This window comes from Ruegeria sp. R14_0 (genome assembly GCF_017743975.1).
Classification (GTDB): Bacteria; Pseudomonadota; Alphaproteobacteria; order Rhodobacterales; family Rhodobacteraceae; genus Ruegeria.
Genome location: NZ_JAGHRC010000002.1, coordinates 577,406 through 590,159, shown reverse-complemented (window position 1 = coordinate 590,159; position 12,754 = coordinate 577,406). Strand labels below are relative to the sequence as shown.

General features: G+C 58.6%; 15 protein-coding genes and 1 riboswitch. Of the genes, 7 read left to right on the top strand and 8 right to left on the bottom strand.

The features are described from left to right. The first annotated feature begins 42 nt into the window (after nucleotides 1-42). The 3 genes from J7416_RS08995 (at nucleotide 43) to J7416_RS08985 (ending at nucleotide 3,040) form a co-directional block, all read left to right on the top strand. Nucleotides 43-909, top strand: a complete 867-nt coding sequence (locus J7416_RS08995; RefSeq protein ID WP_209224374.1) for a branched-chain amino acid aminotransferase — start codon at nucleotides 43-45, stop codon at nucleotides 907-909. A 156-nt stretch (nucleotides 910-1,065) separates the two neighbouring features. Further along, on the top strand, nucleotides 1,066-2,634 hold the full coding sequence (locus J7416_RS08990) for an alkaline phosphatase D family protein (protein ID WP_209224373.1): 1,569 nt from the start codon (nucleotides 1,066-1,068) through the stop codon (nucleotides 2,632-2,634). A 208-nt stretch (nucleotides 2,635-2,842) separates the two neighbouring features. Continuing rightward, a complete protein-coding gene (locus J7416_RS08985; RefSeq protein ID WP_209224372.1) occupies nucleotides 2,843-3,040 on the top strand; it encodes a hypothetical protein in 198 nt (65 codons plus the stop codon). A gap of 33 nt (nucleotides 3,041-3,073) precedes the next feature. Here J7416_RS08985 and cobO read toward each other — a convergent pair whose 3' ends face one another. From cobO to J7416_RS08960, 5 genes are all read right to left on the bottom strand, one after another. After that, nucleotides 3,074-3,673 carry a cob(I)yrinic acid a,c-diamide adenosyltransferase gene (gene cobO, locus J7416_RS08980; protein ID WP_209224371.1) on the bottom strand — a complete coding sequence of 200 codons (600 nt, stop codon included), beginning with the start codon at nucleotides 3,671-3,673 and terminating at the stop codon, nucleotides 3,074-3,076. Between the two features lie 57 nt (nucleotides 3,674-3,730). Beyond that, nucleotides 3,731-4,666 (bottom strand): DMT family transporter, encoded by a 936-nt coding sequence (locus J7416_RS08975; RefSeq protein WP_209224370.1) that lies wholly within the window; start codon nucleotides 4,664-4,666, stop codon nucleotides 3,731-3,733. A 44-nt stretch (nucleotides 4,667-4,710) separates the two neighbouring features. After that, the gene (locus J7416_RS08970; RefSeq protein WP_209224369.1) at nucleotides 4,711-5,373 is read right to left on the bottom strand and encodes an HD domain-containing protein; all 663 of its coding nucleotides are present in this window, start codon (nucleotides 5,371-5,373) and stop codon (nucleotides 4,711-4,713) included. Continuing rightward, complete coding sequence (aroC, locus tag J7416_RS08965; RefSeq protein ID WP_209224368.1) at nucleotides 5,357-6,457, bottom strand: chorismate synthase; 1,101 nt, start codon at nucleotides 6,455-6,457, stop codon at nucleotides 5,357-5,359. Before aroC ends, J7416_RS08970 begins: the two co-directional genes overlap by 17 nt. 126 nt (nucleotides 6,458-6,583) lie before the next feature. Beyond that, nucleotides 6,584-7,024, bottom strand: a complete 441-nt coding sequence (locus tag J7416_RS08960; protein ID WP_209224367.1) for a 6,7-dimethyl-8-ribityllumazine synthase — start codon at nucleotides 7,022-7,024, stop codon at nucleotides 6,584-6,586. Nucleotides 7,025-7,095: 71 nt separating this feature from the next. Next, nucleotides 7,096-7,295, bottom strand: a riboswitch (FMN riboswitch). 53 nt (nucleotides 7,296-7,348) lie between these two features. On the opposite strand from J7416_RS08960, the gene J7416_RS08955 reads away from it, so the two are divergent. Beyond that, nucleotides 7,349-7,978: an FMN-binding negative transcriptional regulator gene (locus tag J7416_RS08955; protein ID WP_209224366.1), complete on the top strand. Its 630-nt coding sequence runs from the start codon at nucleotides 7,349-7,351 to the stop codon at nucleotides 7,976-7,978. A 56-nt stretch (nucleotides 7,979-8,034) separates the two neighbouring features. After that, nucleotides 8,035-8,643, top strand: a complete 609-nt coding sequence (locus tag J7416_RS08950; protein ID WP_209224365.1) for a glutathione S-transferase — start codon at nucleotides 8,035-8,037, stop codon at nucleotides 8,641-8,643. A 52-nt stretch (nucleotides 8,644-8,695) separates the two neighbouring features. On the opposite strand, the gene J7416_RS08945 is transcribed toward J7416_RS08950, so the two are convergent. The 3 genes from J7416_RS08945 to J7416_RS08935 all read right to left on the bottom strand — a co-directional run bounded on the left by J7416_RS08945 (nucleotide 8,696) and on the right by J7416_RS08935 (nucleotide 10,417). Continuing rightward, nucleotides 8,696-9,139, bottom strand: coding sequence for a cytochrome C (locus tag J7416_RS08945; RefSeq protein ID WP_209224364.1), 444 nt, complete (start codon nucleotides 9,137-9,139; stop codon nucleotides 8,696-8,698). 187 nt (nucleotides 9,140-9,326) lie between these two features. Continuing rightward, a complete protein-coding gene (locus tag J7416_RS08940; RefSeq protein ID WP_209224363.1) occupies nucleotides 9,327-9,860 on the bottom strand; it encodes a GNAT family N-acetyltransferase in 534 nt (177 codons plus the stop codon). Further along, the gene (locus J7416_RS08935) at nucleotides 9,857-10,417 is read right to left on the bottom strand and encodes an XRE family transcriptional regulator (RefSeq protein ID WP_247744182.1); all 561 of its coding nucleotides are present in this window, start codon (nucleotides 10,415-10,417) and stop codon (nucleotides 9,857-9,859) included. The genes J7416_RS08940 and J7416_RS08935 overlap by 4 nt, the downstream gene beginning before the upstream one ends. Nucleotides 10,418-10,814: 397 nt before the next feature. On the opposite strand from J7416_RS08935, the gene petA reads away from it, so the two are divergent. Both petA and petB read left to right on the top strand, forming a co-directional pair. Then, entirely contained in the window at nucleotides 10,815-11,399 is a 585-nt protein-coding gene (gene petA, locus J7416_RS08930) for a ubiquinol-cytochrome c reductase iron-sulfur subunit (RefSeq protein WP_209224362.1), read from the top strand. 14 nt (nucleotides 11,400-11,413) lie between these two features. Then, a complete protein-coding gene (gene petB / locus J7416_RS08925) occupies nucleotides 11,414-12,745 on the top strand; it encodes a cytochrome b (RefSeq protein ID WP_209224361.1) in 1,332 nt (443 codons plus the stop codon). The last annotated feature ends 9 nt before the right edge of the window (nucleotides 12,746-12,754 follow it).

Here is a 12,754-nt window from a genome sequence, read left to right as displayed (position 1 = left end):
TACGCAACAATCGAAAATTGATCCCGGATCAGGAGGTTTCGCATGGCGGGGTATGATGATCGTGATGGCGTCATCTGGTTGGATGGCAAACTGGTGCCTTGGCGCGAAGCAAATGTGCACATTCTGACCCACGCGATGCACTACGCGTCCTCGGTGTTCGAGGGTGAGCGCGCCTATAACGGCAAGATCTTCAAAAGCCGGGAACATTCCGAGCGTCTGATCGCCTCGGCCGAGGCTTTGGACATGCCGATGCCCTATTCGGTGGACGAGATCGAGGCGGCCAAGGAAGAAGCGCTGAAGGCCAGCGGTCTGCAGGACGCCTATGTCCGCGCGCTGGTCTGGCGCGGATCGGGCGAGGATATGGGTGTGGCCTCGGCCAAAAACCCGGTGCGGATGGCTGTCGCGGTCTGGCCCTGGGGTGCCTACTACGGCGATGCCAAGATGCAGGGTGCCAAGCTGGACATCGCGGAATGGAAACGGCCAAGCCCTGAAACCATTCCGGTGCACGCCAAGGCCGCCGGTCTGTACATGATCTGCACCATCTCAAAGCATAAGGCAGAGGCCAAAGGCTGCTCGGATGCGCTGTTCATGGACTGGCGCGGATATGTGGCCGAGGCGACCGGCGCGAACGTGTTCTTTGTGAAAGATGGCGAGGTCCACACCCCGCTGGCCGATTGTTTCCTGAACGGCATCACACGCCAGACGGTGATTCAGATGCTGAAGGACAAAGGCATCACCGTCCACGAACGCCGCATCAAACCGGAAGAAATGGCCGATTTCGAACAATGCTGGCTGACCGGTACGGCAGCCGAGGTCACTCCGGTTGGTCAGATTGGCGATTACACGTTTGAGGTCGGCGACCTGACTCGCGAAATCGCTTCGGATTACGAGGCGTTGGTCCGCGCCTGATCCCAACGCCATAGACGTCTGCAACAGTTTATCCACAGGCGTCACAATATCATTATGATAGCTTCAAGAAACTGAGCCGATTGTTTTACAAACAGACGGCTCAGTAAGGCTCACTAATCCCGTGATCTGTAATGGACCACCAGACAGGAGAGCCCCATGTCCCGTATCCTTAACCCAAATCGTCGGACCTTTTTGGCCGGCAGCACAGCCTTTGCCGCAGCGCTTGCGGCCCCTTCGATCAGCCGAGCCAATGGGCGTCCGGTCTTTACCCACGGCGTTCAATCCGGCGATGTCGATACTAGCTCTGGGATAATTTGGACACGCACTGATCGTCCGGCCCGCGTGATGATGGAGGTTTCGACCACCGAAAGCTTTGCTGATGCGCGTCAACTGACCCCGATGGATGCGATCCCAAATAGCGACATGGCCATCAAGCGCCTGGTGGACGGGCTGCCTTCGGACCAGGATATCTTCTACCGGTTTGTCGCCGCCGATCTGAACGATATCAACGCTGTTTCAGAGCCTATTGTTGGCCAATTCCGCACCGCGCCAACCTCGCGCCGCGATATCCGGTTTGCATGGTCTGGGGATACGGCCGGGCAGGGCTGGGGCATCGATGACGACGGTATGCGTACCTACGCCACCATGGCGCAGCATCGGCCGGACTTTTTCATTCATTCGGGTGACACGGTTTATGCCGATGGTCCGATGAAGGACGAGGTTGAAAAAGACGGGCAGGTGATCTGGAAAAACACCACCCTGATCGACGAAAAACGCAAAGTGGCTGAAACGCTGGACGAGTTTCGCGCCCAGTGGAAATACAATCTGATGGACGATCATGTGCGCGCCATGAATGCCGTCTGCCCGACGTTCTTCCAGTGGGATGACCATGAGGTCGTGAACAACTGGTCCGATGCCAAAGACCTGATCTCGGACGATTGCTATACAGAGAAGTCCGTGCATGTGCTGCAATCACGCGCCGGTCGCGCCTTTCACGAGATGACGCCGCTGCGGTTCACACCGGCCGAGCCGGGGCGGGTCTATCGCAAGATCTCTTACGGTCCGATGCTGGACGTGTTCTTCCTGGACCTGCGCAGCTATCGCGGGCCCAACGGTCCGTCGATGGAGGATGAGATCACCGATCAGTCGCGCATCCTGGGCGCTGAACAGCTGGCGTGGCTCAAGCGCGAGCTGGCGTCGTCGCAAGCCACTTGGAAAGTGATCGCGTCAGATATGCCCATCGGGTTGATCGTCTGGGATAACTGGAAGGAACAGGCCGGGGCCGAGGCGATCTCGAACGGTGACAGCGGACCGGCCAAGGGACGCGAGTTGGAAATCGCTGACTTGCTTCGGTTCATCAAAACCGCGGGCATCACCAATACGGTCTGGTTCACGGCGGACGTGCACTACACAGCAGCGCACTACTATGACCCTAACAACGCACAATTTCAGGATTTTGAGCCGTTTTGGGAGTTTGTGTCCGGTCCGCTGCATGCCGGAACGTTCGGTCCGAACGGCTTGGACGGCACGTTCGGTCCCGAGGTGAAGTTCGTCAAAGCACCTAGCGAAGAGCAAGGCGCAAACCTGCCGCCCAGCGCCGGTTTGCAGTTCTTTGGTCTGGTCGACATTGACGGCAACACCCAGCAGATGACCGTGCGCCTGATGGACCGCGCCGATACCGAGCTTTGGTCGGTCACCCTGGACCCGCAGACCAAAGCGATCTGATCGCTTGGGCAGATACCCGCGCGCGCCGATCAACAATTCGGCGCGCTTTCATTTCCCCTTGAAAATTCCGACAAAAATAATCAGATAAAGCCCAAGGCCAGATGTGCTAGCATCCAGCACAGGATTTCGAGGCGGTCTGCGTGCATAGCGCATTGCACAGTGAGGGCACGCCGCCGCCTCGGAAACGACGCATGCGTAGGGTTTGATGATGGGCGATCCGCTTGACGAAATCATGGCACGACACGAGGCAGCCACAGCCTGCGGCTGCAACTGCAACGGCGATTATTGCGCCTATGTCGACGCGCCCAAAGCCATAGACGCCGAAACAGACGAAAGAACCCTGCCAGACAGCGCCGCAAGCCGACGCGGGTCTGTCAGGTTTCTGAACGAACACCCGCAGGCTTAGCAGCCCCAATTGGGACTGATTAGGCTCTGATATTCAGAAATCCACACCACGCTGGGCTTTGATTCCGGCCTGAAACGGGTGTTTCTCTTCGGTCATTTCGGTGACCAGATCGGCATACTCGCGCAGAGCCTGCGGAGCGTCGCGCCCGGTCAGGAACACGCTGGTCTTGTCAGACCGTTCATTAAGCCCGTCAATCACCTGCTCGACTGACAGGTATTCATAGCGAAGGGCGATGTTGATCTCGTCCAGTACGACCAGATCATACTCTCCGCTGGACATCAGGGCGCGGGCCTTGTCGAAGGCGGCGTTTGCGGCGGCAATGTCACGCTCGCGGTCCTGGGTGTCCCAAGTAAACCCTTCGCCCATTGTGTGCCAGGTGACCAGATCGCGTTCTTCAAAGAACCGCCGCTCACCGGTTTTCCATTTGCCCTTGATGAACTGCACAACGGCAACCTTCTGTCCCCAGCCCAACGCGCGGATCACAACCCCGAATGCGGACGAGGATTTGCCCTTGCCCTTGCCGGTGTTGATCAGAACCAGACCGCGATCCGGGTCGACGGCCTCGGACACTTTCTTGCGGTGCTTGGCCTGCACCTTCTGCATCTTTTCCTTGTGATCTTGTGCGTCGCTCATCTGCGGAACCTTTCCTGATGTTGCGGTCAACCTAAGCGAAGTTTGCGAAAGGTAAAGTCACCCTTTGGGGTCCGTGACCGAGCGGGCCTTGCCGCGCTCCAACCCCAGCTGATGTTCGCGCCAGATCACGACGATGTTGCCCGCAATCACCAGTGCCGCGCCAGCCAGCATCACCAATGTCGGCAACTCGCTGAACCAGATATAGCCAATGACAATCGCAAACAGCATCGAGGTATAGTCGTAGGGCGCCAGCATCGAAGCCTGACCAAAGCGATAGGATGAGGTCACCAGAATCTGGGCCACGCCCCCGATCAGGCCAGCCAGAATCAGGTAGGCCGCCTGTTCCCAGGTAGGCACGACCCAGCCCCAGAAGATGGTCAGCCCGGACAGAATGGTCGCCGTCATCGAGAAATAGAACACGATGGCGGCAGGGTGATCGACCTGCACCAACTGCCGGATGTGGATCTGCACAAAGGCTCGGGCGACGGTCGCGCCCAGAATACACAGCGCGCCAATGGTGGCGGCGGTCTCCATGTTGTTGCCGCCCAGTCGCGGCCAGATCATGATCAGAACACCCAACAAGCCGATGGCTACGGCGGCGATCCGAATGGCCCGGATACGTTCACCCAGCATGATGGCCGCCAGAATCAGGGTGAAGATCGGTGTGGCGTACCCGATTGCCGTGGCCTCGGGCAGGGGGATCAGGCCGAGACCGGTGAATGTCAGCCCCATTGCGGTGGTTCCCAGAACGCCGCGCCAGAAATGGCCCATGGGTTTGCGCACTTTGAAACCCTGCGCCAATTCTCCGCGCGCGATCAGCCACATCATAATCACCGGTATGGCGAATAAAGAGCGAAAGAACACCATCTCGCCCGGAGGGAAGTGGTCAGACTGTGCTTTGACGATCGACGCCATGACGGTGAACAGAAACACCGCGCTCGTTTTCAGAGCGACGGCCAATACGGGTCGATGCGATGTTAAGGGTTTTGCCATCGGCGCGAACCTGCGCTTTTGGCCGGGAAAGATCAACGTGTCGTTTAGAGATTTGTCCAATCAGGCGGCAGCGGGGTGCCGATTTCGTGCGCGAATTCTTCCAGAAAGCGGATCATACGGGTGATTCTGCGCTGTGCGATCTTTTTGCCGGCATCCGTCAGCATGTCGCCCGGCAGGCGCAACAGCTTGACCTTCCAATGGTCGATCGAGAAGTGCAGATCGTCCAGCGGGCGGTCAGCCGCAAACGGGTCCGCCGGATCGTAAAGCGACCGGCCCAAAGCACCAGAGACTGAGAAATTCCGCGCGATACCAATCGCACCCAATGCATCCAGCCTGTCGGCATCGCGCAGGATGCAGGCCTCGGGTGTCTCTGGCGTGATATTGGCGGAAAAGCTATGTGCCTCAATCGCGTGTTTGATCGCGGCAATCTGGTCCAGAGAATAGCCCAGTTTGGCAAGAATAGGCTCTGAGTCTTCCGCCGATCTGCGCGAGGCAAGGTGCCGATTGGGATCGTCCTTGGACAGGTTTACCAGATCATGCAGATAGGCAGCGGCCAGCAACACGGGCATGTCGGTCTGGTCGTCTGATATGGATTGTGCGTTCACCCAAACCCGATCCAAATGCGCCAGATCATGGGCCGGGTCGGTTTCCATTCGCTGCGCAACAATGGTGCGCAGGCGCGTACGCAGATCAGCCGATCCGTCCACGGTTCTCTCCGATCTGGCCGCGGTGCAGCAGCAGGTGGTCGAGGATCACGCAGGCCATCATCGCCTCACCCACCGGTACGGCACGGATGCCCACGCAAGGATCGTGGCGGCCTTTTGTGATGATCTCGGTTTCTTCGCCAGATTTGGTGATGGTCTTGCGTGTCGTCAGGATGGACGAAGTCGGTTTGACCGCAAATCGAACGACAATGTCCTGACCGGTCGAAATGCCGCCAAGGATGCCGCCCGCGTGGTTCGAGCTGTATTGGGGGCCGTTCTGGCCCATGAAGATCTCATCCGCGTTGGCCTCGCCCGTCAGTTCGGCGGCCGCCATACCTTCACCGATCTCAACGCCTTTAACCGCGTTTATCGACATCATCGCAGAGGCCAAATCCGTGTCCAACTTGGCATAAACCGGCGCACCGATTCCCGCAGGCACGCCGCGGGCCACGACCTCGACCACCGCGCCGACCGAGTTGCCCGACTTGCGCAGGTCGTCCAGATATGCGGCCCAATCGTCGGCGGCCTGAGCGTCCGGCGCCCAGAACGGGTTCTGTTCGATCTGGGACCAGTCGAAATTGTCCCGGTCGATCTTATGCGGTCCGACCTGGGTCATGTAACCGGTGATCTGCACATTCGGCGCAATCTGCTTGATCGCCTCGCGCGCCAACCCACCTGCCGCGACGCGCGATGCGGTTTCACGTGCCGAGCTGCGCCCGCCGCCGCGATAGTCGCGGATCCCGTATTTTTGCCAATAGGTGATGTCGGCGTGACCCGGACGGAACTTGTCCATGATATCGCCGTAGTCCTTCGAGCGCTGATCGGTGTTCTCGATCATCAGCTGAATCGGTGTGCCGGTGGTTTGACCCTCGAAAACGCCGGACAGGATTTTCACCTGATCGGGTTCGCGCCGTTGGGTGGTGAATTTGTTCTGACCCGGTTTGCGCTTGTCCAGCCAGTGCTGGATCATCGCCTCGTCAACCTCAACGCCCGGCGGGCAGCCGTCGACCGTCGCACCAAGTGCGGGTCCGTGGCTTTCACCCCAGGTGGTGACGCGGAAGAGGTGGCCAAAGCTGTTCATCGACATGGGGCATGCTCCTTTGCGCGTCGTGATTAGCGGGCAAGGCCCTTGGCCTCAAGCGGATTTGCGGTTGGGCCGGTGTCACGCTGCCCGCCGGGCAGCGTGTTTGAGTATTTTTTGAAAAGATGAAGATCAGGCGGCATCTGCGATTTCGGCGCGGGTTTTCGTGATCATCAGCGCTGCTTTTGCAGCCTCTCGGCCCTTTTCAACAAAATGCGCGCGATAGATGGCGTTGTGATGGTCGGTCTCTTGGTATTGGTGCGGCGTCAGGGAAACGGACAGGACGGGCACACCTGTGTCCAGCCCGGCGCGCATCAGCCCGTCCACGACCGCTTGGGCCACGAAGTCATGTCGATAGATGCCGCCGTCGACAACAAAAGCGGCGCAGGCCACGGCGGCGTACTGGCCGGTTTTGGCCATATCGCGGCCCAGTAGCGGCATCTCGAACGCGCCGGGGACGTCGAAGACATCGACCTGTTCAGCGGGAATGAGTTCGAGGAACCCGTCCAGCGCACGGTCGACGATATCGGAATGCCAATTGGCCTTGATGAAAGCGTAGCGGGTGTGTGTCATCGTAATCTCCTCTCGTAACAGACACGTCACCCAAGGCGATCACGAACAGACATGCCGCTGGGCGGCACGCTGCACGTTCTCTTTCATCCGGACTGTAACCGTCGGCTCTGGCGTCTCACCAGATCTGCTGACACCCTTTGGTGGTTCCACAATTTGTCCGAAAACCGGTTCCCACTATTCGGATCGTGGACACTGCTGGGCCGCTCGCGGGCTTACGGGTCATAGCCCGCATACCGCCGGTGGGGAATTTCGCCCCGCCCTGAGAACGTGCGGACCTTGCCAAGGCCACGGCCATTCTGCAAGAGGTTTTGCAGGAGGACCGCCATGCACCCTAATCCAGCCTTTCGAGCGGAAGAAACCGCGCGCCACATTTCTTTCGCACGCGATCGCGCGTTTGGTGTTCTGGCTGTGTCGACAGAGTCTGCTCCGCTAATCAGCCACGTGCCGTTTCTGGTGTCTGAAGATGGCACCTGCGCTGAGTTGCATCTGGTCCGGTCGAACCCGATTGCACGCGCGCTGCGATTGCCCGGGCCCGCCCGGATCGCGGTGAGCGGGCCGGATGGATATGTCTCACCAGACTGGTATGGGGTCGAGGATCAGGTTCCGACCTGGAATTATGTTGCCGTTCACCTGACCGGCCAGCTAGAGCAACGCCCGCAGGAGGAATTGCTGGACCTTCTGGACCGCCAATCCGCTTTTTACGAGGCACGTTTGCTGCCCAAACCCCCGTGGACCACACAAAAAATGAGCGCGGATGCGCTGGAGCGGATGATGCGTATGATCGTGCCGTTCCGTTTGCGCATTGATGACATTCAGGGCACCTGGAAACTGAATCAGAACAAACCCGACGCTGCACGCGAAAGCGCAGCCGGGCAAATTGCGCATAATGGCATCGGCTCTGAACTGGAGGCTCTGCAAAAATTGATGACGCAGGCCGATCAGGGCAGCAACTGACGGGTTTTGTTTTGCATCCTGTCCTGTAAGGTTCCGCCGAGTCAGGGAGATTGCTCATGAAACTTTATTTCAGCCCAACCTCGCCGTACGTGCGTAAAGTTATGGTTTTACTGCACGAAACCGATCAGTTGCAGGATGTCGAGTTGATGACGACCGCGACGACTCCGATGTCTCCGGCCGAGCCGCTGCTGGCCAAGGCACCTTTGACCAAAGTGCCTGCGCTGGAACGCCCTGACGGGCCGACGCTGTTTGATAGCCGGGTCATCTGCTCATTTCTGAACGATCGCGCGCAGGCCGGGCTGTATCAGGACGGGCCGCGGCATTGGGATGTGCTGACACTTGAAGCGCTGGCCGATGGAATTCTGGATGCGGCGTTGCTGATCACTTATGAGGGCCGGATGCGGCCAGAGGACAAGCAGTGGGACGATTGGTCCGATGCGCAATGGACCAAGATCGAACGCGCCTGCGCTGCATTGAACCAGCGCTGGATGGCGCATTTGTCAGGACAGCTCGATATGGGGCAGGTCGCGGTGGCTTGTGCGCTTGGCTACCTTGATTTCCGTCATGACGCGCGCGGTTGGCGCAAGGGAAATGACGCGTTGGCAGCCTGGTACGAAACGTTTGCTTTGCGTCCCAGCATGGTTGCAACGCAACCGCCGGCCTGACCGCGATTTGGCGCGCTGATCGCCCTGACACCAGGGCGACCAGAGACGGCCATCACTCGCTGAATGTGGCGAGATAGGCCGCGATGTCGTCGGCACCCTTTTTGAGCTTAACGCTCATATTCGGACGCGCGGTTTTGTCGTCCAGATACTCCTGAATAAACACGATCGGGTTTTTCGAGTAGGCGACGATGTTTTCCTCGGTCCAAACCAGCCCTTCCTGACCTGCCCGGATCATGTCGTCGGTGAACATACCCACAGGCAGGCGTTCGCTGCCGTTCAGATAGTCGTATTCGGTGCCGGCCACGCGTCCGACAACGCCATAGAGATTTGGGCCGGTGATGCCGCCTTTGACCAAAACCTCGCCATCTTTGATGATCGCGTGGCACGAGGAACAGCGATTGTAGAGCTTTTCGCCTTTTGCCGGATCACCGGCGGCCAAAGCCTGAGATGAAATAGCAAGCGCGAAGGTCAGAAGGGGTGCAAAGAATTTAGGCATGGGGACATCCTGCTAAGGTTGTATTGTCCCGGCCTTTCACCCATTAACGAGCGAAGTGCAATCGAAATCATACCTGCCTAAGCTATTGTAAAATATGTATTTTTAAATCAGATTTTCCAAGTCCATTCGGCCCTTGGCGAGCATCCGATAGTAACGCGCCGAACGCCGGGTGACTTTAGGCGTAAAATCAAAGATATCGGTACATATAGGTTGTCGCGTGGCGGGATTGGCCATCCGGGTCGAATGCGAAATCGGGGATGATACCCGCGGGTTCGAACCCGACAGACTTGTAAAGGGATTCCGAAACATCGCCTGTCCGCGTGTCCAGGGTGACGAGAGTTTTGCCCTCGTCTTGCGCGGCGGCCAGCGCCTCACTCATCAGGGCTTTACCCAATCCCTGGCGTCTGGCCATAGGATGAACGATCATCTTCGAGATTTCCGCCCGGTGGGGCTGATTGGGTGGCATGCTGAGCAACAGCTGGACCGTGCCAATCAAGCGGCCCTTGGCAAACGCGCCGAACAGGTGCCGCTCGCCCTTTTCCACAGCTGGTTTGACGTCATCCGCCCAGAACCGCGCGGCTGTTTCTTGGTCAAGAGGCATCATGAAGCTGATCGCAGCCCCGTCGGCGACACTGTCGACAAGTACGCGGCAAAGGTCGGTCAGGTTTTCATCGATGTCTGATGGGGTAAGGCGCGAAACGAAAGGTGGCTGATGTGTCATGACAAGGCGATCACATAGGTACAGGGCAAATGGGTCGTTTTGAAAACCGTCTCACCGAACAGGATGTAGCGAAGGCAATCCCCTTGGCGAAGGTCATGGGCTTTCCCCTCGACCGTGATTTCGATCTGTCCGGACAAGACATACAGGTGGTGTTCTTGCCCCGGAATCGCAGGTGCATCGTAGGCAATGCGCTGCTGCGCGCCCAAGGTCCCCTCGATCATCTCAACCGAAAGCTGCCCGCTTGGCGGCGAAACGTTACGGCGCTCAAACTCCTGCGTGGCATCGGTCCAGACCGGTTGGTCCAGCCGTCGAACGATCGGCTGGAAGCTCTGCTCCAACGGTGCAAGAAGCTGAGAAATTGGCAGCGCGTAGACCGTGGCCAGACGTCCAAGCGTCTCAGCGGTCGGGCTGACTTCGTTTTTCTCAATTCGCGACAAGGTGGCGCGGCTTAAACCCGTTTTGCCAGCCAGCGCATCCAGCGTCATGCCGTGGCGTTCCCGCAATCCTCGCAGATGTGCGGCCAGTTTGTCCGAGGCGGGATTCGACGTTACGTTCAAATTAGGGAATATTCCCGAATATGACGCAATGATCAAGCGGCATGATGAAACAAAGCGCAAATCACCCTTTGCCCGACTATATTTCCAACGGGTTGGCACGTGCCGCGACCACTAGGAGCGCGATCGGGACAGCATCAATGTGCCTCAATCCGGCGATTCGAATCACACGGTCGGGGTGCAAGGTTGCTGGCGTGTTTTTTCCGAAAATCAGGTCCATATCTTGAAAAATTAGCCCCTCGTTGTGACATGAAAGCCCGGATGTGGCGCACTGCGCGCCTATGACCGCTGGACGAACCGATTTCTCCCGGCTAGATAGCCGCGATGAGACGCCGCTTTGATGCGGTGCTGATGCATGTTTGCCCGGTATCCTCCGGGCGCCGGAATCGGAGAAAACCTCGTGTCCCACGCAGAAGACCACGAAGGCACCCGCAGAGATTTCCTCTACTACGTCGCAGGCGGCGCAGGTGTCGTTGCGACGGGTGCAGCCGTATGGCCCCTGATCAACCAAATGAACCCATCGGCAGACGTTCAGGCGCTGTCCTCGATCCGCGTGGATGTGAGCGGCGTTGAACCCGGTACCCAGCTGACCGTCAAATGGCTGGGTAAGCCCGTGTTTGTCCGCCACCGCACCGGTGCCGAGATTCAGGAAGCACAAGAGCAGGACGCCGAAGGCGTTGGCGCACTGCCGGATCCGCTGGCGCGTAACTTCAACCTGAGCGCCGATGCGCCTGCGACCGACGCCAACCGCGTGATGCCGTCGCCCGAAGGCGAAGCGCCCGGTGCATGGATCGTCCAGATGGGCGTTTGTACGCACCTGGGTTGTGTCCCGCTGGGCGACGCCGGTGATTTCGGCGGTTGGTTTTGCCCCTGCCACGGATCGCACTACGATTTGGCCGGACGTATCCGCAAAGGCCCCGCACCTGAAAACCTGCCTGTTCCCCCTGCGGAATGGGTGGACAACAGCACCATCAAGCTCGGCTAAGGGAGACCTAACTTATGTCCGGAATTCCCCACGATCATTACGAGCCGAAGACAAACGGCGAGAAGTGGCTGAACAGCCGCCTGCCCATCGTCGGCCTGATTTACGACACCATCATGATCCCCACCCCCAAGAACCTGAACTGGTGGTGGATCTGGGGCATCGTCCTGGCGTTCTGCCTGGCGCTGCAAATCATCACCGGTATCGTTCTGGTGATGCACTACACCCCGCATGTTGACCTGGCTTTCGCCAGCATCGAGCACATCATGCGCAACGTGAATGGTGGCTACTTTATCCGCTATTTGCACATGAACGGCGCTTCGCTGTTCTTTGTTGCGGTCTACATCCACATGTTCCGTGGCCTGTACTACGGGTCGTACAAAGCCCCGCGTGAAATCACGTGGATCATCGGTATGCTGATCTACCTGATGATGATGGGCACCGCCTTCATGGGTTACGTTCTGCCCTGGGGTCAGATGTCCTTCTGGGGTGCGACCGTGATCACCGGCCTGTTTGGCGCAATCCCATTTGTAGGTGAAGCGATCCAGACCTGGCTGCTGGGCGGACCCGCTGTGGACAACGCCACGCTGAACCGCTTCTTCTCGCTGCACTACCTGCTGCCGTTTGTTATCGCGGCGCTGGTCATCGTGCACATCTGGGCTTTCCACACCACCGGCAACAACAACCCCACGGGTGTTGAGGTTCGCCGCACGTCGAAAGCCGATGCCGAGAAAGACACGCTGCCGTTCTGGCCGTATTTCGTGATCAAGGACCTGTTCGCACTGGCCGTGATCCTAGTTGTGTTCTGGGCGGTTGTCGGCTTCATGCCGAACTATCTGGGCCACCCGGACAACTACATCGAAGCCAACCCGCTGGTCACGCCCGCACACATCGTGCCCGAATGGTACTTCCTGCCGTTCTACGCGATCCTGCGTGCCTTTACCGGTGAGGTCTGGGTAGTTCAGTTCGCCAGCTTCATCACTGGCGGCATCATCGACGCCAAGTTCTTTGGTGTTCTGGCGATGTTTGGTGCGATTCTGGCAATGGCGCTGGCGCCCTGGCTGGATACCTCGACCGTACGTTCGGGCAAGTACCGTCCGATGTTCAAATGGTGGTTCTACCTGCTGATCATCGACTTCTTCGCCCTGATGTGGCTGGGGGCGATGCCCGCGGAAGAGCCCTATGCGACCTTCTCGCTGATCGCGTCGGCTTACTGGTTCGCCTACTTCCTGGTGATCCTGCCGATCCTTGGTGTGATCGAGAAGCCGCTGCCGCAGCCCGAGACCATCGAAGAAGACTTCAACGCGCATTATGGCAAGGCTGACGCCGAAGCCACGCCGGCCGAGTAAGAAGAGGGA